The following is a 21,866-nucleotide window of genomic DNA, read 5'->3' as shown; positions in this document are numbered from 1 at the left end:
GGCTCCTCTCGGTTACGGCAGGCTAGCGCTGCTCGGTGACAGTCGGGGCGATCCGGGCGAGCGCGGCGGTGATGTTGTCGCGCCCGCCCTGGGCGTTGGCCCAGCGGACGAGAGCCGCCGCGGCGGCGTGGGGCTCGCCGCAGCCGGCGAACCTGCGCACGAGCTCGCCCATCTCGTGCGCGTCGGAGCAGTAGTTCCACAGGCCGTCCGAGCAGACCAGCAGCCAGCCGGGCCCGGACGGGACAGTCGCGGCGCAGCGCGCGTCGGTGTCCGCGGCGTCGGGGCCGAGCCACCGGGTGATGGCGTGCGCCTGGGGTGACGTCTCCGCCTGGGCGCGCGGCACGCCCGCCGCGATCATCTCCTGCGCCCACGAGTCGTCGACGCTGAGCTGCTCGGCGGGCCCGGCGTCCGGCAGCCAGTACACGCGCGAGTCGCCCAGCCACCCGGCGACGATCAGGTCGCGGTCCACGACGGCGGCCACGAAGGTGCACGACGGCGGGTCGTCCGCGACGTTCGTGCCCTTGGTCGCGGCGAGCTGTTCCGCCGCGCCCCGCACCGCCTGGCCCGCCGCGCGCGATGCGGCGACCATGGCGTCGGTCCAGCCGGCGATGCGCCGGCTGGTGGCGCCCGCGACCGAGCTCGACCCCTCGGGCCCGTAGGCCACGAGCACGTCCCGGGCCGCCCGGCTCGCGGCGAGCGAGGCGACGTCGGAGTCCGGGGCGCTGGAGACGCCGTCGCACACCACGAGCGCGGCGAAGGTGCTGCTCGCGGCGAGCGCCATCGCGTCCTCGTTGCGGGCGTGCCGGATGCCCCGGTCGCAGACGCCGGCCACCCAGGCGGCCGGGCGCTCCTCGAAGTGGTCGCGCTCGGACTGGCCGGGGGTGCCGCAGTCGGCGCAGTAGCCGTCGTCGGCGATGACGCCGCCGCAGGCGGCGCACTTGCGCCGGCCGGAGGCCTCGCCCGTCGCCGGGTCGAGGTCCAGCACGGTGGGCGCCACGTCCAGGGTCACCTCGGACGGCAGGGACGGGTCGTCTGCGACGGCGCCCAGCGCGGTGCCGCAGTTCTCGCAGAACCTGGCGCGGGGCGCCGCGCTCTCCCCACAGCTCGGGCAACGGACGAGGACGCTGTCGTCGGCGGTCATGTCTGGGCAGATCTCCTTGCGTTCGTCAGGGCTCCCGCCCCGTTTATCGCCACGTCCACTGTCGTACGGAGTTTGCCCGGTCCACGAGCGCGACGCGCTCCGAGCGCTCGTCGGTGAGGTGGGCGAGGTTGCGCAGGGCGAGCTCGAGGCGGTCTCTCAGCTCGTGCTCCTCGGCGCTCACACCGGCCACCCGTACGCTCGGGACGGGCCCGTCGCGCAGCACGATGTCGAGCGCCTCGTCGAGGGCCTCGACGGTGACCTGGGCCTTGGGACGGTCGGGGATGTGGGCGGCGTCGAGGCCGGCGACGGCGTCGGCCAGGTCGAGCAGCGTGCGGTGCGCGGAGACGAGGAGCCGGGCCCGCTGGAGGCGGGCGTCCGGGAAGGACCCGCGCGTGGGGCCCACCAGCTCGAGAGCCCCGAGGGCGCCGTCGAGGTCGCCGCCGCCGGACCGCACGCGGGCGAGGCCGAACGCGGCGGCACCGGTGTAGTTGGCGTCGGCCCGGGCGATGGTGCCGTAGAGCAGCTCGGCGACGCCCGGCTCGCCCGAGAGCTCGCAGGACGTGGCGAGCGCGAGCTTGGGCGCCGGTTCGCCGGGCACCTGCCCGTAGACGGCGTTGAACGACGCGCGGGCCGCGGCGGCGTTGCCCGACGCGAGGTGCCCGAGGCCCTCCATCCAGGCGGCGCGCCACTCCCAGGCGTCGTCCTCCAGGATCTGCGCCACGGTGGTGCGCAGCAGCGCGGCGTCGTCCGCCTCGATCGCGGCGCGGGCGACGGCGAGGCGCACCTCGACGGTGTGCTCGTCCGGGTCGGCCAGCGCCTTGATGCGCTCCACGGGGTCGGCCACGTTGACGCCGGCCAGCCAGGACGCCATCGGGTCGGCGGAGTCGACCTTCAGGAGCGGCAGCTCGTTCCAGTCGAGGGCGCCGTCGGCGCCGTCGAGCGGCGGCACGCCGAACAGCAGGGACTCGGCGGACGTCGTCGCGGTGTACCCGGGCCCCTTGTCGGTGGCGACCACCTCGCGCAGCACGCCCAGGAGCTGGACCCGGGCCTCGTCCACGGTGGCGAACCGGTCGGCGGGATCGGGGGCGCACGCCTTGGCGAGCCAGCGGTAGAACGAGTCGTACTTCTGGAAGACGGGGGTGTCGGCCACGGGCGGGAACGACGCCTGGTAGACGGTGGTGTTGCCGCGGAAGTCGAGCACGAGGGACGCCAGGGTGCGGCCGAGCGTGAAGATGTCGGACGCCACGGACGGCCCGACCTCCGGCACCTCGGGCGCCTGGTAGCCGACGGTGCCGTAGATGGCGGACGTCAGGTCGTCGGTGCGGCGTACGCCGCCCATGTCGATCAGCTTGACTCCGTCGCCCTGGGCGATGATGTTGTCCGGCTTGAAGTCGCAGTACAGCAGGTCGTGGTCGTGCAGGTAGCTGAACGCGGGCAGCACCTCGAGGATGTAGGCGATGGCCTGGTCCACGGGCAGCGGGCGGGGCTGACCGCCGTCCTGCTCGCGGCGGTCCTTGAGCACGTCCTTGAGCGACCGGCCGCCCACGAACTCCATGACGGTATAGCCCAGGCCCTCGTGGAGCACGAAGTTGAAGATCTCGACGATCAGCGGGTGCTCGACCTCGGCCAGGAACTGGCGCTCGGCGACCGCCGCTTCGTAGGCTTCCTGGTCGCCCGCGTTGAGGAGGCCCTTGAGGACCACCCAGCGGCCGCTGACGTTGCGGTCCCGCGCCAGGTAGATCCAGCCGAGGCCACCGTGGGCCAGGCAGCCCACCACCTCGTACTGGCCGGCCAGGAGGTCGCCGGCCTTGAGCGCGGGGGCGAAGTCGTACCGCGCGCCGCAGTGCCCGCAGAACCCGGCGATGCGGCCGGGCACGCCGTCCCGGGCGCGGCCCACCGGCTGCCCGCACGTGGGGCAGTACCGCTTGGACTCGGCGAGCTCGGGCGTCTCCATGACGGCCTGCAGCGGGTCGGCCACCGGCGTGTGCGGCACGGTGGTCAGGCCCGCCCCCAGCCGGTGCCCGCGCAGGCGCGTGGACCCGGTGCCGACCCGGCGGGTCTGCCGGGTGCCGCCCGTCACGCGGGCCGAGCCCAGGGCGGTGGACGCGAGGCGGGACGAGCTGGTGCGCCCGGTCGACGGCTCGGCCATGGCGCTCGGCACGGACCCCGAGGCGCGGACGGTCGCCGCGTCGAGGTCGTCGTCGGCCCAGGACGCCGCGACGGCGGCGAGCGCGTCGCCGTCCGGGTTGCCGCCGGCCGGCGTACCGCACACGTTGCAGTAGCCGTCCTCGATGGTGCCGGTGCAGCCCGGCTCGGCGCAGGCCTGTTCAGTCATCGGTGTCCCTCCGGGAGATCGCGCACGAGCGTCTCGAGCTGCTCGGTGAAGTGCCGGGCCAGGGCCAGGTCGCAGGGGGTCGCGTCGAGCGCCTCGCGCACCTCGTCCTCGCCCGCCTTCACGGTGTAGGACGACGCCCGCCCGTTGACCTGGGCCTTCGTCATCAGGTTCTTCACGCGGTAGCGCAGCTCGGCGCGCTCCCGCAGGGGTGCGGTGTAGGCGTCCTCGACCTGCTCCATGGCGCGTTCGACGGCGCCGAGGCGCTGGACGTAGGTGGTGAGCCGGTCCTGCTCGTCCGGGACCTCGCCCAGCCGGTGCACGTCCGGGATCGCGAGCCGTGGCGGATCGGCGATCTCCCGGCGGCAGCGCTCGGCGACCTGCGCGAGCCGGGGCGCCCGGTCGGCCAGCGCGGCGCGCAGCTCGACGGCGCGCTGCCGGTCCTTGGCGAGCGACCGGCTCCGGGCCGCGTGCACGATCAGGTCCCGCTCGGTGCGCGCGACCTCGTCCTCCAGCGCGCCGAGGGGGCCCGTGACGTCGGCGCCGCGGGCGGCGTCGGCCTTGAGCCGGGCGTGCCGGTCGCGCAGGCGGGCGACGGCGGCGTCGTCCTCCGTCGCGGCCGTGGCCCGCGCGGCGTCCTCCGCCCGGACGATCCCGGCGGCCACCGCCCGGAACCGCGCCGTGACGTCGGCCGCGTGCGGGTCGAACGAGAGCCGGGAGGCGAGCTGGTCGGCCTGCGCGTCGCACAGGCGCGCGGCGTCGACCAGGGACAGGAGCGACGTGGCGGGGTCGCCGCCGAGGCGGCCCCAGACGAGCTGCGACATGCGCTCGCGCGCCACGGCGTCGGCCCGGCCGGAGTCCCACACCTCGACCAGCTCGTCCGTGCGGGTGCGCACGGCCTGCCACAGGGTCAGGGCGAGCACCACGTCGGCGGTGACGGCGTCCGCGCCGGACTGCCGGGCCGCGACGTCGAGCCGGTCCAGGTCGGCCCGGCGCACGTCGAGCCACGCCTGCAGGTCGGACAGGTAGGCCAGGAGCGCGGCCGGCTCGGCCGCCACCCCCAGAGCGCCCGGCGGCGCGGGCGCGCGCTGCGTCCTGCTCACGGCGTCCGTCCGTACACGGGCTCGGGTGCGGTCGGCGCCGCGCCGAGCGCGTCGCCCAGCCAGCGGTCGTAGGACTCCTCCCACTGTCCGTCCGCGACCATGTCCTCCAGCACGCCGTTGACGAACCGCACCATGTCCGCGTTGCCGGCCGGGACGCCCACGCCGTACGGCTCGTCGCTCACGGCGTCGCCCACGACCTTGGCATACGGGTCCTGGGCGGCGAAGCCCGCCAGGACCGTGTCGTCGCCGGTGATGGCGTCCACAGCACCCTGCTGGAACAGGACCAGGCACGTGGTGTGCGTGGCGGCGGGCACCGCCTCGACGCCCTCCCACTGCTCCAGCCGCTCCAGGGTGGTGGTGCCCTCGGGCGCGCACACGCGCTGCCCGTCCAGGTCGTCGATGCTCTTCACGTCCGACGTCGACGGCACCAGCAGCTTCTGCCCCGCGTGGTAGTACTCGGCCGAGAACGCGATGTTCTCCCACCGGTCGCAGTTGATCGTGAACGCACGGGTCACGATGTCGACGTCGCCGTCCTCCAGGACGGTCTCCCGGTCGCCCGACGTGATGACCCGGTACTGGATCTTGTCCGGGTCGCCCAGGATCGCGTCCGCGATCTGGTGGGCCACGTCGATGTCGAAACCCTCGATGTCGCCCGTGAACGGGTTGCGCGAGCCCATGAGCAGGGTGTCCGCCGAGACGCCCACCTTGAGCACACCGCGCTCGCGGATCTCGGCCATGGTGGAGCCGGACGTCACCTCCGGGCTGCCGCCCGGGTCGAGCGACGCGACGGGCGGCAGGCCGTCGCTGCAGTCCTCCGCGGCCGTGGCCGTGCCCGACGTCTTCCCGCCCTGCTGGGCCGAACCCTGGGCCGACTGCTGCGCGGAGTCCTGCGTGGTCTCCTGGACCGACTGCTCGGCGGACGACCCCGCCCCGGCCGCGCCCGTCAGGAGCTGCGTCGTGGGCTGGGGTGCGCACGCCGCCGTCGTGCCCACCAGGGCCAGCGCCACCAGGGCGGTGACGATCGGTCTGCGGGCTGCGCGCGTGCTCATCGGTACTCCTTCAGGCGGACGTTCATCCCGGCGGCCGCAGCGACGGCGCCGGCGACACCGAGCACGAGGGCGACCCAGGCCGCGATCTGGGCGGTGGTCGCCGCGGAGCCGAGCCGGTCCACCGCGGCGGTGCTCGTGGTCTCGACGTCGGCGTGGGCCCGGTCGGAGAACGCCGTGAAGGCCGCGCCCGCCGAGTCGTCGGCCGTGGACGTCGCGGCGTCGACCGCCTCCTCCCAGTTGCCGCCGTCGTCCAGCGCGCGGATCTCGGCGTGCTTCTCGTCCCAGGCGTTCAGCAGCGCCAGGGGGTCGGAGCCGGTGTCCGAGGCGTCCTCCGCCTCGGTCAGCAGGTCCCGGGCCTGGGCGACCGACGTCTGGTAGGACTCCTCGAACTCGGCCCCGGAACCGCGCTTGATCAGCGTGAACGACTCCATCGACTTGGCGTCCGTCGCGAGCGACAGGGCCTGCGACGTGGCGACCGTGGCCGCGTACGGCCCGCTCGCCACCGACCGGGCCACACCGTTGCCGCCCAGCACCGCCGCCGTCGCCACGATGCCGCCCACCAGGAGGGCGGCGCTCGCGGCCGCCAGGCCCAGGTTCAGCCGGCGGTGCGTGCGGCGCGCCAGCCAGAGCTGGACGGCGGCCAGCGCCACCAGGCCCAGCAGCACGAACAACAGCAGCGCCTGGCTCAGGGAGACGGACGTCAGGTCGTCGTCCACCCGCTCGGACGTCGAGACCGCCACGTCGTCCAGCGTGGGCAGCACCTCGTCGCGCAGCGCGGCGGAGGCCTGGTCCAGGTAGGCCGCGCCGACCGGGAAGCCCTGCCGGTTGTTCGCCCGGGCCGACTCGACCAGGCCCGCGTACCGCTGCACCGAGTCCGACACCGTGGCCAGGTCCGCGGTCTCGTCCGCCCCCTGTGCCGTCGCGGCCAGCGCCGGCAGCGCCTCCGCGGCCTCGGACAAGCTCGCCTCGTAGCGCTCGCGGGCCTCCGTGGGCTCCAGCCCGCCGACGAGGAACGCGTTGGTCGCCGTCGCGTCCGCCGACACCAGGTCGTTGCGCAGCTCCTGCGTGCCGACGAGCTGCGCGGCGTCGCGCTGCGCGTCCCGCAGCGCCGCCGACTGGCTGCTGCCCGCCAGGAACCCGGTGACCGCGAGCAGCAGGCACGCCACCACGGCCACGGCGGTGGCCAGCGCCAGCCGGCCCGGGGTGGTCGCGAGCTCCGCGGTGAGGCGGTCCCGGACGGAGGTGCGCGCCGGTGCCTCGCCCTGGGCGCCCGGCGCCTGACCCGGCTCGGTCCGGGGCGGGCCCGTGGTGGTCAGGGGTGCCGTCACAGGGTGGCCTCGCTGTCTGTCCCGATGTCCACGACGTCCTCCAGGTCTTCCGGGACCAGCGTGCGCAGCTGGTCCACCGTCGGTCGTTCAACGTCCCGCAGGCGCCAGGCGTGCCGGGCGATCGCGGAGTCGAGCACGTTGCGTGCCCAGCGGCCGTTGCCGAAGCCCTCGCCGCGCACCTGGTCCGCCTCGAGGCGGTCGAAGCGGTCGAGGGTCTCAGGCTCCGGCTCGAAGTCGGCGGCCTGCGCCATGGCCGCGAAGATCTGCCGCAGCTCGGCGGCGGAGTAGTCCTCGAACGTGATGGTCCGCGAGAACCGGCTCTCCAGGCCCGGGTTGGTGCCGACGAACCGGGCCATCGGGCCCGGGTAGCCCGCCACGATCACCACGAGGTCGTCGCGGTGGTCCTCCATGTCCTTGACCAGGGTGTCCACCGCCTCGCGGCCGTACTGGTCCTCGGCCAGCGCGTACGCCTCGTCGATGAACAGCACACCGCCCAGGGCGCGCTGCACCACCGCCGTCGTCTTCTCTGCCGTCTGACCCAGGTACCCCGCCACCAGCTCGGAGCGGTCGACCTCCACGAGGTGGCCCTTGTCCAGCAGGCCCAGCGCGCGGTAGATGCCGGCCACGAGCCGGCCCACCGTCGTCTTGCCCGTGCCGGGGTTGCCGACGAACACCAGGTGGCGGGTGAGCGTGGGGGACGTGAGGCCGGCCTCGGCGCGGAGGCGCTCGATGCGGAGGAGCTCGGTCTGCCGGTGGATCTCTTGCTTGACGCGGTCCAGGCCGGTCAGTGTGTCGAGCTCTTTCAGGAGCTCTTCCAGTTTCTTCTCTGGTGCTGGTGCTGGTGCTGGTGCTGGTGCTGTGGCTGGGGCGGCCGCGGGGTCCGAGATACCGCGCCCGGATGCGTTCACGGGCCCCAGGGGGCCCTCCACTTCGGGAAGGGATACATCCGGGCGCGGTATCTCGGACCCCGCGGCCTTCGCTGTCAGGTCGCCTTCGCCTGGGGGGAGTGGTGGCCGTGTGTGGTGGGCCGCGTCGAGGGGGGTGGGGTACTTGGGGGTGGGGTGGGTGGGTGCCTTGTCTCGGCCTGTTGCCGCGCTGCGGTGGACCGCCTTCGTGCCTTCGGCGGCGGCTATGGCGCTGATGCTCGGGTCGCCCAGGGTGGCGGCCGCGTCGACGACGGCGGACAGGGCGTCGGCGTAGCCCGGGGCGTGCTGCGGGGCTGTCGCGATGAGGTGTTCCAGCAGGTCGGTCGGGGCGGAGCGCCAGCGGCGGGCGCTCACGGCGGCGTCGAAGAACGGCTGGAGCGTGGACGACGTCGGGCGGGCGGCGACGCTCGCGGCCGGGCCGCCGGAGGCGGTGGCCGTCAGCCAGTCGGTCGGGGCGCCCGGGGACGACTCGGCGACCGCGGCGGCCAGCCGCTCGCCCTCGGCCCGCGCGGCGGGGCCGTCCACGCCGGCGGCGGCGCCGGCCCGGGCGAGGGCGTCGAGTGCGGCCGTCAGCGCCGTCGTCGTCACGGGGCCTCCAGCGGAGCCTGACCCGACGCCGTACCGGGACCCGCCGTGCCCGGGCCGGGCAGCGGCTGGTCCGGCAGGGCCTGGCCCGGCGCCGCGCCGGCGCTCGGGAGGGTGAGGCTGCCCGAGGTGCCGAACTTCTCCTCCAGGAACCGCCCGTGGGCCACGAGGGCCACGGCGTCGGCGCGGGAGACGGCGTCGGAGATCTTGTCGAGCGTGGCGCCCAGGAGATCGAGCTGGTCACAGAGGATCAGGAGCGACGTCTTGCCGCGGTCCACGACGCGCCGGTCGGCGAAGTCGCGGGGCAGGCGCAGGTAGGCGTCGACGGCCTCCGGCAGGTAGCTCGTCGCGGTGGCGACCACGGTGTGCGCCTGCTGGGAGCCCGCGCCGAGCCGGTCCAGCCGCGGCGCCATCTCGTGCACGGTCTCGGCGACGCGCTGCACCCGGGCCGTGACGGCCGCGGGGGCCTTCCCGGACGCGCGCGCCAGCACGGCGTCGACGGACGTGACGATCTGCTCGGTCGTGGGCGGCGCCGGGATCGCGAGGGGCGGCTCCTCCTCGGTGCGCCCGCCGCCGAAGACCCGCTGCCACCAGCCCATGCGTTCCCCCGTGCCCGCGGCCGTCACCGGTTGCCGAGGTCGAGGGAGCCGCTCGCCACGCCGTCGGTGTTGGTGCGCCGGGCCCGCTCGACGTACTCGGAGGCCTTGGTCGTCTCGGTCTGCAGCACGCCGATGGTCTGCGACATCGAGTCCAGCGCACGCGTCTTGAAGTCGCTGATGGAGTCCATCGTCGCGTAGATGTTCGCGAACGCCGACTGGAGCTGCTCGATGCCCACGGTCGAGCTCGCGGCCTGCTCCTGGATGGTCGCGGACTGGTCGGCGAGCATCTTGGACGTGGAGGCGATCATGTTCGACGTCGTGGTGTTCAGGGCGCCGATCTGGTCCAGCACGAGCTTCTGGTTGGCGAGGGCCTGCGCCACGATGACGGCGGTGCGCAGCGCCGAGACCGTCGTCGTGGTGGCGCGGTCGACGCCCTTGGTGAGCTCGACGTTGTTCTTGATGATGATGTCGATCGCGAGGTAGCCCTGGATCGAGACCGCGAGCTGGGTGAGCAGGTCCTGGTGCTTCTGGCGCACGTAGAACAGCACGTCCTCGGACAGCGCCTTGGCCCGCTCGGGGTCGGCGATCTGCAGCTCGGCGATCTTCGCGGAGAGCTGGGCGTCGAGCCGCTCGGCCACGTAGATGTACTGGTTGAGCCGCGTCATCGTGTCCCAGAGGTTCTGCTTCTCCAGGTTGAGCGCGGCGTTGTCCTTGCGCAGCTCGTCCTGCCCGTTGTAGAGGGCCTGGATGATGGCGTTGAGCTGGCCCTGGGCGGACTCGTAGCGGCGGAAGTAGTCCTGCAGCTTGTCGCCGAACGGGATGATCCCGAGGATCTTGCGGCCCATGCTGGCCTCGGACGGGTCCAGGTCCTCGACGGTGCGGCGCAGCTCCAGCAGGGTCTGGCCCACCTTGGAGCCGTCGGCGAGGCCGCCCTCCTTCAGGGCCCGGACGGGCGTGGCGAGCAGCCGGTTGCTGGAGTCGGAGGCCTGCCGGATGTCCTGGTCGCCCATGGTGCGCACGTCCTCGGCGCGCTTGGCGAACTCGGGGGAGCGGGTGTCGGTGCCGAGCAGGCCGTCCAGGTAGGTGCTGACCTTCTGGTCGAGCGCGGGCGCCACGGCCGGGTCGACCTTGGGCGCCATCTTGGGTGCCTGCGTCGCGGGCACGGCCTGCACCGGGTCGGGCGCGGTGAGCACGAGCGGCTGTGCTGGCGCGGGGGGTTGAAGCGGCATCGGCTCGGTCATCGGTGCTCCTCGAGATAGGGCGTCCGAACGCGGCGAGTATATGCCGCGGGCATCCGCCGACGAGGGCGGAGACGCTGCTCGGCGGGGTGAGAACGAGGGGGCGGCGGGCAGAGTTCCCGATGCCGCTGGACGGGTGGAGTGTGACGATCCGGAGCGCCGCCCGAGGTGGTACGGCAGCCGGTCGAGGGCCATTTCCGGGTGAAGATCTTGTGTGTGGGTTCTCCACAGGGCGATGCGCGAATGGCGGCTCGTTCTCTCGCCTTCGTTTTCACCCTGTGGATGGTGCGGGTGAATTACCGGGCAAATCCTGCCAAGAATCTGTGCCTCGTGGAGCAACTTCTACCTTTGTCCGCGTTGCGGCATTGGTCCGATTGGTGCCAACCTCGGTCGCCGCTGGCATGGCCTCGGCTTGTCGGGGCTCGGTCGCGATGGGCCCTTTCGAGCCGCTAGGGGAGTGCTTCGGCGCGAGCTCGATCCACACGAAGGAACGGAGAGCAGGTTGCACCACTCAAAAATGCGTATGCGAGCCGGAGCCGGCTTGGCCACCATCCTCACCTTCCTCGTTGCACTCGCCATAGGAGGACTACCCGCGAACGCAGCCGAACTGGCATCAGGTTCTATCTCAGGCGTCGTGCAAGATGAGTACGAGCTGCCCGCCCACCCGGTCCTCGTCACCGTCCGGGTCGCGGACGAGCAGACGATCGCGGGTACGGCGACGACCGGGTCCGACGGTACGTTCGCGATCGGCGAGCTGACACCGGGCGAGCGCTACACGATCGAGATGACCAACGCCGACGGCACCCCCCGTTACATCCCTGGCGACGTCTGGGTGCGGGACGGCGACTACTACGTCGACACCGACGCCGCCGCAGGAACGCCATCCTTCGAACTTCCCGAGTCAGGTCTGTGGATGGACGTCCGGATCGAGCGTGCCGGCGGCATCTCGGGCAACGTCCTGGACCAGCAAGGTGCTCCGGTCTGGGGGGTAAGGGTCAAGGTCGCGGCAGCCGATGGACGAGTCGTCGCTCAGCACGGTCTCGCCGACGGGACGGGCATTGGCGGTGAGTTCAGCTTCCCGCAGGTCCGGCCCGGTGAGGACTACACGCTCGAGATCGTCGAAGCGGCAACGATCGACGGCTTCGCCTTCGGATATGTCGGCGAGCACCAGGCAACCCAGGATCGCGCCGAGGCGAGGCACTTCACCGTTCCCATGTCCGGGCTCTCCGGTCAGCAGGTCGTCCTTCCGCGCCTGACCACCATCACGGGGACGGTCGTCGCGCCCGACGGCAGCCCGGTCGCGAACGCAGAGGTCGCCGCGGACCCCATCGGCTACGGCGCTCGCGGGTCCGTGATGACGGCGGAGGACGGGAGCTTCAGCTTCGAGGCCGCCGGCGGCGATACCGGTGAGGTCTACGTCTCGGCCAACCGCCAGTCCAGCTACTCGCCGTATACCGGCGTCTACTACGCGGGCGCAGGTTCCACGGCGAACGCGCTCGCGGACGCGACACCGCTTGCCGTGGAGCCGGGCGGAAGCCTGACCGGAGTGGACTTCGGTCTGTCGGAGTGCGGTGCCGTCGAAGGCGAGGTCACCAGTCTTCCAACCTCCGGGTCCGTGGTAGTCCGCGTGTTCAGCGACGAGGATCCGGACCTCGTCACCCGTGACGTGCAGATCACCGGGGACGGTGCGTTCCGCGTCCCCGGTCTGGCGCCAGGGACGTACGACGTCGCGGTAGTCGTCACAAGGGAAGGCGAGAGCCCGGAGTACTGGTTCCGCTACGGTGCGCCCAACGCCGAGGAGGCGGCCGACGTCGTCGTTCCCGAGTCCTGTGACATCGTGCCGGGTATCGACTTCGCGCTCGGCGAGCACGAAGTGCATCCGATGACCTCTCCCGCGATCTCCGGTAGCACCAAGGTGGGCGAGACGGTCGAGGCGAACCCCGGGACGTGGACGCCTGGCTATCTCGCCTACTCGTACCGGTGGCTTCGTGACGGCGTCGCCATCGAGGGTGCCACCTCGGCTCGGTACCAGATCACGACGGACGACCTTGACTCGGAGCTGTCGGTTGAGGTCACGGCACGACGCGACGGCTTCACCGACGGCGTCGCGACGTCGCCCGAACGCGCTGTCCAGCGGTAGTACCTCGCGTTCCTACAGGTTCGCTCAGCTCTGACGACGGCCGCCGTCCGACGGCGGTCGTCGTCATGCGATCCGCCCATCAGCGGGAAGTAGCGGCGGCCCGTCCTGGTGCCCGCCCCCCACCGACAGCTCCCGCCGCTGGTCGGTGGGTGTGGTGCGCCCCACACGGCGTCCGCCCACGGAATATGCCCGCCGGGCCCCGGGGTTTGGGAGCATGAACGGAGTCGTTCGGACACCCTTCCAGACAGGATGTACACGAAGCCATGCCCTCGCGCCGGTTCTCCCGCCCGCGTGCCGCCGTCGTCGTCACGGCCGCCGTCGCCCTCCTGCTCGCCGCTTGTACCCCGGGAGGCGGGACGACGACGAACGAGCCATCCGGCGAACCCGTCACCGGCGGCACCCTGACCTACGCGTCCGGCGACGCCGAGCCGTCCTGCCTCGACCCGCACGTCGGCGGCAACTACCCGCAGGCCCTCATCGCCACCCAGTACCTGGAATCGCTGGTCTCGCTCGACGAGGACGGCGAGGTCATCCCGTGGCTCGCCACCGAGTGGGACGCGAGCGACGACGGCCTGGAGTGGGAGTTCACGCTCCGCGACGACGTGACGTTCACCGACGGCACCCCGTTCGACGCCGAGGCCGTGGCCGCGAACATCGCCCACGTGCAGGACCCCGCCACGGCGTCGTCGACCGGCTACCTCGCCCTGGCGAAGATCAAGGACGTCGTCGCCGTCGACGACCACCTGGTCCGGCTCGAGATGAGCGCCCCCGACTCCGCGCTGCTGGAGTCGCTGTCCCAGGTGTGGGTCGCGATGGAGTCGCCCAAGGCCCTGGAGCGCAGCCAGGAGGAGAACTGCGCCGCGCCGGTCGGCACCGGCCCGTTCGTCGTCGAGACGTGGGAGCGCCAGGACTCGGTGACCCTGGTCCGCAACGAGGACTACAACTCGCCGCCGGCCGACGTCGCCGAGGCGACCGAGGGCAGCGACCTGCCGTACCTCGACTCGATCGTGTGGCGGTTCATCCCCGACTCCGCGAGCCGCTACGCCGCGCTCCAGTCCGGTGAGGTCCAGGTCATCGACAACGCGCAGCCCGACACGATCCGGTCGGCCGAGTCGGACGACGCGATCGAGGAGCTGGATGCCCCGCGTCCCGGCGCCGCCAACCGCATCGAGCTCAACTCGGGCAAGGCGCCCTTCGACGACGAGCGCGTGCGCGAGGCGTTCATCCGCTCCGTGAACGTCGACGACGGCATCCAGAGCCTGTTCTTCGGCACCGCCGAGCGGTCCTACTCGCCGCTGTCCAGCGTCGAGCCGCTGGGCCTGAGCCTGCCCGACCTGTTCACGGTCGACACCGACGCGGCGTCCGACCTCCTCGACGAGGCCGGCTGGGACGAGCGCGACGCCGACGGCTACCGCGTCAAGGACGGCGAGCGCCTCAGCCTCGACTTCCCGGTGAGCACCAACCAGTCGATCCCCGCCGAGCAGTCCCTGTTCGAGCAGATCCAGGCGGACGCCAAGACCGCCGGCTTCGAGGTCAACCTCCAGCCGCTGGACCTGTCGAGCTGGTACGGCGTGCTCGCCGAGAACGACTACGACCTGGTCAGCGCGCCGTACACGAAGGTCGGCCCGGACGTGCTGCGCATCCTGTACCACTCCGACTCGATCACGCCGGCGCCGAGCGGGTACTTCGCGAACCTCGCGCAGGTGGACGACGCCGAGCTCGACGACCTGCTCACCCAGGCCTCCGCCACGAGCGACGCCGACGAGCGGGCAGCGCTCTACGAGCAGGCGCAGCAGATCATCCTGGAGGGCTACTACATCCTGCCGCTGTACGACCAGCAGAACCACTTCCTGCGCTCGTCCACCGTGCAGGGGCTGCGGGCGATGCCGACGGTGTCGACGCCGACCTTCGCCGGGGCATGGCTGGCGCCTTGACCCTTCCGGTCGCCACCACCGGGGCGCGCAGGAAGCCGGTGCCGGGCAACCGGCACTGGCTGCTCCTGCGCGCCGGCGGCGTCGTCTTCGTCCTGTGGGCGGCCGCGACCATCACGTTCTTCGCCCTGCGGCTCGTCCCGGGCGACCCCGCCGAGGCGATCCTCGGCGGCCCCGGCTCGCAGGCCGGGCCCGAGGCGCTGGCGCAGGTGCGCCGCGAGTACGGCCTCGACCAGCCGCTCGTGGTGCAGTACCTCACCTACCTGGGGCGGCTGGTGACCGGCGACCTCGGCCAGTCGTACTCGCTGCACAAGCCGGTGCTGACCGCGATCGGCGAGCAGTTCGGCGCCACGCTCACGCTCGCCCTGGTCTCCCTTGTGCTGGCCTGGGCGCTCGCCACGGGCCTGGCGGCGTGGAGCGTGCGGGGCGGGCGGGTCGCCTGGGCCATCGGCTCCGGGCTGGAGCTGGTCGCGGCGGCCGTGCCGCACTTCTGGCTCGCGACCGTGCTCATCCTCTTCTTCAGCCTGACCCTCGGGATCCTCCCGCCGGTCAGCGTGCCCGGGCCGCTCGGCATCGTGCTGCCTGCGCTCACCATGGCGATCCCGCTCGCCGGGTTCCTGGGCCAGGTCATGCGCGAGTCCCTGCTCACGGCCATGGAGTCGCCCTTCGTCACCACGGCCCGGGCGCGCGGCGAGAGCGAGGTGCGGATCTTCTGGCGGCACACCCTGCGGCACGCGGCGATCCCCGCCGTCGGGCTGTCCGGGTGGGCCTTCGGGTCGCTGATCAGCGGGGCCGTGGTGGTCGAGTCCGTGTTCGCGCGGCAAGGGCTGGGGCGCAGCCTGCTGTCCGCCGTGCAGCTGCGCGACGTCACGCTCGTGACCGGCATCGTGCTGGTGGTGGCGCTCGCGTACACCGTGATGACGCTGGTCACCGACCTCGCCGACCGGGTCATCGACCCGCGCACCCGGGCGGTGGCCGAATGAGTCGCGCCCGGGTGGGCGGCCTCCGGTTCACCGTGGCCGAGGCGGTCGCCGCCGTCTTCCTGGTGCTGCTCGTGGTCGCCGCGCTGTGGCCGGGCCTGCTCGCCCCCGGCGACCCGCTCGCCGTCTCGCACGCCGACGCCTTCCAGCCGCCGTCGCTCGCCCATCTCTTCGGGACCGACGAGTCCGGCCGCGACATCTACACGCGAGTCGTGCACGGCGCCTCGGAGTCGCTGCTGATCGGCGTGCTCGCCACCGCGATCGGCATCGGCCTGGCGATCGTGCTCGGCTTCGTGGCGGGGCTCGGGCCGCGCTGGCTCGACTTCGGCACCACCCGCGTGGTCGAGGTGCTGTTCGCGTTCCCCGGCCTGTTGCTCGCCCTGTTGTTCATCGTGGTCACGGGGCCGGGCGTGCTGAGCTCCACCATCGCCGTCGGCCTGGCCACGGCGCCCGGCTACGCGCGCATCATCCGCTCCCAGGTGCGCCGGACGGCGTCCGCCGAGTTCATCGAGGCCGCCCGGGTGCTGGGCCGCGGGCGGCTGTGGATCACCGCGCGCCACATCCTGCCGAACGTGACCGCCGCCCTGTTCGTGCTGGCCACGCTCGGCCTGGGGCAGGCGATCATCTGGGTGTCCTCGCTGAGCTACCTCGGCCTGGGCGCCGTGCCGCCCGCCGCGGAGTGGGGCGCGATGCTCGCCGCCGGGCGTACCTACATCGCCAACTTCTGGTGGATGACGTTCTTCCCCGGCCTGGCGATCGTGGCCAGCGCCGCCGCGGCGACGGTGATCGGGCGGGGCATCCAGAAGCGGAACAGGAGCGCGGCATGAGCGAGGTGGGGCGGGCCTCGGGGCGGACGCCGGTGGAGCCGGGCGAGCCGGTGCTGGACGTCCGCGACCTCGTCGTGTCGTTCTCCGGGCGGCGCGTCGTCGACGGCGTCAGCCTCCACGTCGCGGCGGGCGAGTGCGTAGCGATCGTCGGCGAGTCCGGCTCCGGCAAGAGCGTCACCGCGCGCAGCGTCGTCGGCCTGGCGGGGGAGGGCGCGCGGGTGTCCGCGGCCCGGCTGTCCGTCGCGGGCCAGGACGTGCTGTCCCTGTCGCAGCGGCGCCTGCGGAAGCTGCGCGGCGGCACCGTCGGGCTCATCGCGCAGGACGCGCTCGTCTCCCTGGACCCCCTGCGTCCGGTCGGCCGCGAGATCGGCGACACGCTCGCCCTGCACACCGACCTCGACGCCGCCGCGCGCCGTGCGCGCACCCTCGAGCTCCTCCAGCGGGTGGGCCTGCCCGACGCCGAGCTCCGGGCCGGTCAGCGCCCCGGCCAGCTCTCGGGCGGGCAGCGGCAGCGGGCGCTGATCGCCGCCGGCATCGCGGCCGGCCCGCGCCTCGTCATCGCCGACGAACCCACCACCGCGCTCGACCAGCCCGTCCAGGCCGGCGTGCTGCGGCTGCTGGGGCAGCTCCGCGACGAGGGCACGGGCGTGCTGCTGATCAGCCACGACCTGTCGGTGGTGCTCGGCATCGCGGACCGGGTGCTCGTCATGACCGACGGCGTGGTGGTCGAGGAGGGCCCGCCCGCCGAGGTGTTCGAGCGGCCCCAGCACCCGTACACGCGGAAGCTGGTCGACGCCGTCCCGGCGGGGCGGCCGCGGGGAGCCGTGCTGTCCGGAGCTGGTGCGCCGTCGGCCGCCGTCGTCGGGCCGTCGGCCGGCGCGGCCGCCGCCGTCGAACGTAGAGATAGTCGCGCTCTGAGCGGTGACAATGCGACTACCCCTACGTTCGATATTGCCGGCGCCCAGGGGCGGGAGGTTCTCGTCGAGGCCCGTGGGCTGTCGCGGGTGTTTCACGTCGGGGGGCGGGAGATCGTTGCCGCAGACTCCGTGTCGTTCTCCCTGCGGGCAGGGCGGACGCTGGGGCTGGTCGGCGAGTCGGGGTCGGGCAAGTCGACCACCGCGCGCCTCCTGCTCGGCCTGGAGCACCCCGACGCCGGCGAGGTCACGCTGCTGGGCGAGCCGTGGAGCCCGCTCCCGGAGACCCGACGGCGGCCGCGCCGGCCGCTCATCGGCGCGGTGTTCCAGGACGCCCTGAGCTCGTTCGACCCGCGCTGGACGGTCGGCGCCGTCCTGGCCGACGCGATCACCCGCGGCCGGTCGCTCCGGCCCGGGCCGGTGCGCGCGGAGATCGCCACCCTGCTGGACACCGTCGGCCTCGACCCCGCGCTGGCCGCCCGCCGCCCGTTGCACCTCTCCGGCGGGCAGCGGCAGCGTGTCGCCGTGGCGCGGGCGCTCGCGGCGCAGCCCCGGGTGCTGGTCCTGGACGAGCCGGTCTCGGCGCTCGACGTCTCGGTCCAGGCGCAGGTGCTCGACCTGCTGGACCGGCTCCAGCGCGAGCGCGACCTCGCGTACCTCCTGATCACGCACGACCTCGGCGTCGCGCTGCACATGAGCGACGACGTCGCGGTGATGCAGGAGGGCCGCATCGTCGAGCAGGGCCCGGCGTCGCAGGTCTTCGACGCCCCGGAGCACCCGTACGCCCGACTGCTGCGGGACGCGGTCCTGCTGTAGCGGGGCGGGGATCCGGGACCGGCGCGAGCGAGCCTCGGTACCGACACGACCTCGCCCCGGAGAGCGGTCTGCGGCCCCGGGTAGGTAACGCTGACGGAACATTGCTGTCTCAGCGTTACCCACGCCAGCGGCGTGGCGTCCTACTCGGACGATGCCGAATCGGTCCGTGCCGTCGCCGACCGATGAAATTCGGCGGCGTACGGGGTCCACCTCACCTGAGATCGGCCCGCCCGGGGCCGCCGAGACCTGGAGAATTCCGATGCCGCGATACCTGATCTCGTTCGACGACGGCGCGATGACGTTTCCCGAGGAGGACCTGCCCGCCGTGGCCGAGGCCTCGCACGCGGTGGTGCAGGCGGCCAAGGACGCCGGGGTGTGGATCTTCGGCGCCGGCCTGGAGCGGCAGCGGGCCGCGATCGTGGGCACCGACGGCACCGTGACCGACGGGCCGTTCCCCGAGACCAAGGCCGTGATCGGCGGGTTCGCGATCCTCGAGGTGGACTCGCGCGCAGAGGCGCTGAAGTGGGCGGCCCGGATCGCGGAGGGCTGCCGCTGCGCCCAGGAGGTCCGGGAGCTGATGTACGACCCGGAGTCCTGAGGTCTCGAAGGGGATCAGAGGTCAGGGCAGCGGCTCAGCCGGCGAGCGACCGGACCGTGTCGATCGTGTCCGCCTCCGCGGCCGTCTTGTCGTCGCGGTAGCGCAGCACGCGCGCGAACCGCAGTGCGAGGCCGCCGGGGTAGCGGGTCGAGCGCTGCAGGCCGTCGAACGCGATCTCGACGACCTGCTCCGGCCGGACGGTGACGACCCAGCCGTTGTCCTCGACCTCCAGCTCCCGGAACCGCTCGGTCTGCCACTCCAGCATCTGGTCGGTCATGCCCTTGAACGTCTTGCCCAGCATCACGAAGCCGCCCTCGGGGTCCCGCGCGCCCAGGTGGATGTTGGACAACCAGCCCTGGCGGCGGCCGGAACCGCGCTCGACCGCCAGCACCACGAGGTCCAGGGTCTTGCGGGGCTTCACCTTGACCCAGCCGGCGCCGCGTCGTCCGGCCGCGTACGGCGTGTCCAGCGACTTGATCACCACGCCCTCCTGGCACTCGCGGACCGCGCCCGCGAAGAACTCGGCCGCCGCCTCCGGGTCGGACGTCACCAGGCGGCGCACCGTGTGCGGCGCCGCGACCTCGTCCAGCACCGCGAGGCGGTCGCGGAGCGGGGCGTCGAGCAGGTCGCGCCCGTCGGCGTGCAGCACGTCGAAGAAGAACGGGGTGAGCTCGAACTGATCGGCCAGGGCCTCCTCCGCCGACGTCGCCCGGGCCGGGCCGCGCGCGGAGCCCCGGGTCGCCTCGTGGCTCGCCGACCGGGCGGCCGTCTCCTGGAACGGCCGCGGCACGCCGTCCGGTCCGACGCCGAGCGCCTCGCCGTCCAGCACCAGCCGGTCCGACGGCAGAGCGCGCACCGCCTCGACGATCTCCGGCACGCGCTCGGTGATGTCGTCCAGGGAGCGCGTGACCACCCGCACCTCGTCGCCGAGGCGGTGCACCTGGATGCGGATGCCGTCGAGCTTCACGTCGACGCACAGCTCGGCGTTCTCGTCGCCGGACCCCAGCTTCTCGAACGCGGCGGCGACGTCCGGGGCCGACTGGGCGAGCATCGGCCGCACCGGCCGGCCGACCTCCAGCGTGAAGCCCCCCAGGGCGGCGAGCGGGTCGTCCGCGAGCAGGGCGGCGCTCGCGACCGGTCCGGTGGCCCCGCGCAGCATGACGGCGCGGCGGACGGCGTCGGCGGGCGTTCCGGCGGCCTCCGCCACGGCATCGACGACGACGGAGTCGAGCGCGCCCTGCCGCAGCTCGCCCGCGACCAGGCCGCGGAGGAACGCCTGTTCCCGCTCGGTCGCGGCGCCGAAGAGCTCGGCGACCGCGGCGGAGCGCGCCTGGGCCGAGCCCGCACCCTCCAGGGCGGCCATCGCGGCGAACGCGGCGTCGACGTCGCGCACCGTGAGCGTGGAGTCTGCGGCCGGTGGCGGCAGATCGCGCAGCGCGGCGTAACCGAGCCCCGTGCGGCGCTGGCGCAGCGCCCCGGCGAGATAGGCGACGACGATCTCCAGGTCGTCGGCGACCGCTCCGGCTTCGGGGACGGATGCCGCGACGTTGGCCATACCTCCGGGCTCCGGATCGGCGACCGCATTCGTCGGCGCGGCGGAACCGCCGTCCGCCGTCCGGCGCAACAGGTCGGCGATGGCCGCACGCTTGGCCAGGCGCGAGCGCGTGGCGGCGACGGCGTCGGACGTGGCGGCGACCTCGGCGAGCAGCATGCTCCATCTTGACCCGCCGCCCGACCGGCCGCGGCCCGAGGTGTTGACCAGAGCAGTTGCTGCCACGCCGGGGCCGGTCCTGGCAGCAACTGCTGTGGTCAACGCATCATGCCCACCACGTCAGGTGAGCGGGCGCATCGGTGGTCGGCTCGATGAGCTCCCACGCCTCGGCGATGCGGCCGTCCTCGAACCGCATGATGTCGACCACCGTGATCTCCGGCCCGGCGGGGAGCCGCCGCGGACGTGGTGATCCCCATGATCATCCGCATCGACGGGCGGGAGCTGCGGCTCTTCTCGACGATCACGACGTTCGGCACCCCGATGGACATCACGCTCGACGAGGTGGCGATCGAGTCCTACTACCCGGCCGACGCCGAGAGCGCCGCCTACTTCGCGGACGACGTCGTGCAGGACGCCGTTCCGGAAGCAACTGCTCCACGGGCGTAGCCGTCAACCGTGCGGCCAGGCCATCACCGCCGCCTCCACGGCCGCGCGGGTCGCGCTGGGGACGCCCGGCACCAGCTCGTACGCCTCCTCGGCCGCCTTGGGCGCGCGCCGCCAGGTGCCGACCAGGCGCCCGTCCAGGAGCACGGCCGGCCGGAAGATTCCGTTGCTGAACGGGACGACGGTGCGCATCGCCTCGGCGTCCGCGACGAGTCCGCGCTCCTGGTAGCCCAGCACTGTCTCGTCGAACCCCGGCACGAGCACGACCCCGCCGGGCTCCGTGAGCCCGTCCGGGTCCACGCCGCGCCCGACCAGCATCGCCCTCCCGTCGACCGTGACGTCGACCAGGGCGTCCGGCTCCGCCTCGCGCAGCGCGCGCACGGCGGCGCGGACGGGCGTCTTGGGCAGGCCGAGCCACCAGGCCAGGTCGTCGACGGTGGCCGGTCCGCGGCTTGCGAAGTAGGACCGGGCGATGCGGTGCAGGGCCGCCTCGGGCTCCTCGGCCAGGACGCCGCCCGCCGGGGCCGGCGTCGCGACCATGCGCTGCTGCGCGCCTGCGAACGGGCCCCAGTGCAGCACCCCGCGCAGCGCCAGGGTGACGATCAGGTGGTAGCCGCGCTGCCCCTCGATAGGTATCCCGGCCTGCTGCCACCGGTCGATCATCTCGGCGCGCGTGAGCCCGCTGTCCGACGCCGCGAGGGCTTCCCGGGTGACGGCCTCCGCCCGGTCCACGATCGCGTCGTCCAACCCCTCCACCTCGCGGACGCGCCGGCCCAGGTGCGTCACGCGCTCGCCCGTGAGCGAGACGAGCGCGGCCAGGTCGGCGGGCGTGGTCGCGAAGAGGGTCCCGCGCTGGGTCCACCCGCGCACGAGGGTGCCGTCGTCGAACGCGGCGCGGACGTCGTCGACCGTGGTGCCGGGACGGGACCGGACGGCGACGGCGCGCAGCACGGCGGGCAGGTCCTGCCCCTGCAGGGCGACCATCCGGCGCACGACGTCGGCCGGCGACGCGGTGCTCGGCCCGTCGGGCAGCACCAGGCCCTGCGTGCGCAGGCGCAGCCGGCGCGCGGCGTCGGGGGAGAGGTCGGTCGGTCCGGAGAGCATGCGGGAAGGTTACGTCGCACCTGTGACACTCACCGGGCCCGAACCGTCCTGGCTGGTCAGCCGGTCAGGAGCCGCACAACAGTGACACGGTGTCATGCCC

At 73.4% G+C, this 21,866-nt stretch carries 17 protein-coding genes; 7 read left to right on the top strand and 10 right to left on the bottom strand.

Annotation, left to right across the window (positions count from 1 at the left end):
* Positions 1-22 precede the first annotated feature (22 nt).
* The 8 genes from ACIPN7_RS08940 to ACIPN7_RS08905 are packed head-to-tail and all read right to left on the bottom strand — an operon-like array spanning position 23 to position 10,304.
* Positions 23-1,141, bottom strand: coding sequence for a protein phosphatase 2C domain-containing protein (locus ACIPN7_RS08940; RefSeq protein ID WP_400540160.1), 1,119 nt, complete (start codon positions 1,139-1,141; stop codon positions 23-25).
* Positions 1,142-1,184: 43 nt separating this feature from the next.
* Positions 1,185-3,476 (bottom strand): tetratricopeptide repeat protein, encoded by a 2,292-nt coding sequence (locus tag ACIPN7_RS08935; RefSeq protein ID WP_400540158.1) that lies wholly within the window; start codon positions 3,474-3,476, stop codon positions 1,185-1,187.
* Positions 3,473-4,576, bottom strand: coding sequence for a hypothetical protein (locus ACIPN7_RS08930; protein ID WP_400540156.1), 1,104 nt, complete (start codon positions 4,574-4,576; stop codon positions 3,473-3,475). The genes ACIPN7_RS08935 and ACIPN7_RS08930 overlap by 4 nt, the downstream gene beginning before the upstream one ends.
* Positions 4,573-5,625 (bottom strand): glutamate ABC transporter substrate-binding protein, encoded by a 1,053-nt coding sequence (locus tag ACIPN7_RS08925; RefSeq protein WP_400540154.1) that lies wholly within the window; start codon positions 5,623-5,625, stop codon positions 4,573-4,575. Before ACIPN7_RS08925 ends, ACIPN7_RS08930 begins: the two co-directional genes overlap by 4 nt.
* Positions 5,622-6,953 carry a hypothetical protein gene (locus tag ACIPN7_RS08920; protein ID WP_400540152.1) on the bottom strand — a complete coding sequence of 444 codons (1,332 nt, stop codon included), beginning with the start codon at positions 6,951-6,953 and terminating at the stop codon, positions 5,622-5,624. The genes ACIPN7_RS08925 and ACIPN7_RS08920 overlap by 4 nt, the downstream gene beginning before the upstream one ends.
* Positions 6,950-8,467, bottom strand: coding sequence for an AAA family ATPase (locus tag ACIPN7_RS08915; RefSeq protein WP_400540150.1), 1,518 nt, complete (start codon positions 8,465-8,467; stop codon positions 6,950-6,952). Before ACIPN7_RS08915 ends, ACIPN7_RS08920 begins: the two co-directional genes overlap by 4 nt.
* Entirely contained in the window at positions 8,464-9,063 is a 600-nt protein-coding gene (locus ACIPN7_RS08910; RefSeq protein ID WP_400540148.1) for a hypothetical protein, read from the bottom strand. The genes ACIPN7_RS08915 and ACIPN7_RS08910 overlap by 4 nt, the downstream gene beginning before the upstream one ends.
* Before the next feature lie 23 nt (positions 9,064-9,086).
* On the bottom strand, positions 9,087-10,304 hold the full coding sequence (locus ACIPN7_RS08905) for a toxic anion resistance protein (protein WP_400540146.1): 1,218 nt from the start codon (positions 10,302-10,304) through the stop codon (positions 9,087-9,089).
* Positions 10,305-10,842: 538 nt separating this feature from the next.
* On the opposite strand from ACIPN7_RS08905, the gene ACIPN7_RS08900 reads away from it, so the two are divergent.
* The 6 genes from ACIPN7_RS08900 (at position 10,843) to ACIPN7_RS08875 (ending at position 18,507) form a co-directional block, all read left to right on the top strand.
* Positions 10,843-12,441: a carboxypeptidase-like regulatory domain-containing protein gene (locus tag ACIPN7_RS08900; protein ID WP_400540144.1), complete on the top strand. Its 1,599-nt coding sequence runs from the start codon at positions 10,843-10,845 to the stop codon at positions 12,439-12,441.
* A gap of 263 nt (positions 12,442-12,704) precedes the next feature.
* Positions 12,705-14,375 (top strand): ABC transporter substrate-binding protein, encoded by a 1,671-nt coding sequence (locus tag ACIPN7_RS08895; RefSeq protein ID WP_400540142.1) that lies wholly within the window; start codon positions 12,705-12,707, stop codon positions 14,373-14,375.
* A 38-nt stretch (positions 14,376-14,413) separates the two neighbouring features.
* A complete protein-coding gene (locus tag ACIPN7_RS08890; protein ID WP_400540424.1) occupies positions 14,414-15,355 on the top strand; it encodes an ABC transporter permease in 942 nt (313 codons plus the stop codon).
* Positions 15,352-16,179: an ABC transporter permease gene (locus ACIPN7_RS08885; protein WP_400540140.1), complete on the top strand. Its 828-nt coding sequence runs from the start codon at positions 15,352-15,354 to the stop codon at positions 16,177-16,179. The genes ACIPN7_RS08890 and ACIPN7_RS08885 overlap by 4 nt, the downstream gene beginning before the upstream one ends.
* Entirely contained in the window at positions 16,176-17,909 is a 1,734-nt protein-coding gene (locus tag ACIPN7_RS08880; protein WP_400540138.1) for a dipeptide ABC transporter ATP-binding protein, read from the top strand. The genes ACIPN7_RS08885 and ACIPN7_RS08880 overlap by 4 nt, the downstream gene beginning before the upstream one ends.
* Positions 17,910-18,168: 259 nt before the next feature.
* Complete coding sequence (locus ACIPN7_RS08875) at positions 18,169-18,507, top strand: YciI family protein (protein WP_400540136.1); 339 nt, start codon at positions 18,169-18,171, stop codon at positions 18,505-18,507.
* Positions 18,508-18,541: 34 nt separating this feature from the next.
* Here ACIPN7_RS08875 and ACIPN7_RS08870 read toward each other — a convergent pair whose 3' ends face one another.
* Positions 18,542-20,218: an ATP-dependent DNA ligase gene (locus tag ACIPN7_RS08870; protein WP_400540422.1), complete on the bottom strand. Its 1,677-nt coding sequence runs from the start codon at positions 20,216-20,218 to the stop codon at positions 18,542-18,544.
* A gap of 255 nt (positions 20,219-20,473) precedes the next feature.
* Here ACIPN7_RS08870 and ACIPN7_RS08865 point away from each other — a divergent pair, with 255 nt between their 5' ends.
* The gene (locus ACIPN7_RS08865) at positions 20,474-20,665 is read left to right on the top strand and encodes a hypothetical protein (protein ID WP_400540134.1); all 192 of its coding nucleotides are present in this window, start codon (positions 20,474-20,476) and stop codon (positions 20,663-20,665) included.
* A gap of 3 nt (positions 20,666-20,668) precedes the next feature.
* On the opposite strand, the gene ACIPN7_RS08860 is transcribed toward ACIPN7_RS08865, so the two are convergent.
* Positions 20,669-21,766, bottom strand: coding sequence for a winged helix DNA-binding domain-containing protein (locus tag ACIPN7_RS08860; protein WP_400540132.1), 1,098 nt, complete (start codon positions 21,764-21,766; stop codon positions 20,669-20,671).
* Between the last annotated feature and the right edge of the window lie 100 nt (positions 21,767-21,866).

This window comes from Promicromonospora sp. NPDC090134 (assembly GCF_044746965.1).
Classification (GTDB): Bacteria; Actinomycetota; Actinomycetes; order Actinomycetales; family Cellulomonadaceae; genus Promicromonospora.
This window is presented reverse-complemented; position numbering and strand designations above follow the sequence as displayed.

Excerpts from the sequence above, each read along its gene's own strand:
- ACIPN7_RS08875 (WP_400540136.1), top strand. The coding sequence starts at position 18,169 with ATGCCGCGATACCTGATCTCGTTCGACGACGGCGCGATGACGTTTCCC.
- ACIPN7_RS08880 (WP_400540138.1), top strand. The coding sequence starts at position 16,176 with ATGAGCGAGGTGGGGCGGGCCTCGGGGCGGACGCCGGTGGAGCCGGGC.
- ACIPN7_RS08910 (WP_400540148.1), bottom strand. The coding sequence starts at position 9,063 with ATGGGCTGGTGGCAGCGGGTCTTCGGCGGCGGGCGCACCGAGGAGGAG.
- ACIPN7_RS08860 (WP_400540132.1), bottom strand. The coding sequence starts at position 21,766 with ATGCTCTCCGGACCGACCGACCTCTCCCCCGACGCCGCGCGCCGGCTG.
- ACIPN7_RS08865 (WP_400540134.1), top strand. The coding sequence starts at position 20,474 with ATGATCATCCGCATCGACGGGCGGGAGCTGCGGCTCTTCTCGACGATC.
- ACIPN7_RS08885 (WP_400540140.1), top strand. The coding sequence starts at position 15,352 with ATGAGTCGCGCCCGGGTGGGCGGCCTCCGGTTCACCGTGGCCGAGGCG.
- ACIPN7_RS08925 (WP_400540154.1), bottom strand. The coding sequence starts at position 5,625 with ATGAGCACGCGCGCAGCCCGCAGACCGATCGTCACCGCCCTGGTGGCG.
- ACIPN7_RS08895 (WP_400540142.1), top strand. The coding sequence starts at position 12,705 with ATGCCCTCGCGCCGGTTCTCCCGCCCGCGTGCCGCCGTCGTCGTCACG.
- ACIPN7_RS08935 (WP_400540158.1), bottom strand. The coding sequence starts at position 3,476 with ATGACTGAACAGGCCTGCGCCGAGCCGGGCTGCACCGGCACCATCGAG.
- ACIPN7_RS08905 (WP_400540146.1), bottom strand. The coding sequence starts at position 10,304 with ATGACCGAGCCGATGCCGCTTCAACCCCCCGCGCCAGCACAGCCGCTC.
- ACIPN7_RS08870 (WP_400540422.1), bottom strand. The coding sequence starts at position 20,218 with ATGCTGCTCGCCGAGGTCGCCGCCACGTCCGACGCCGTCGCCGCCACG.
- ACIPN7_RS08940 (WP_400540160.1), bottom strand. The coding sequence starts at position 1,141 with ATGACCGCCGACGACAGCGTCCTCGTCCGTTGCCCGAGCTGTGGGGAG.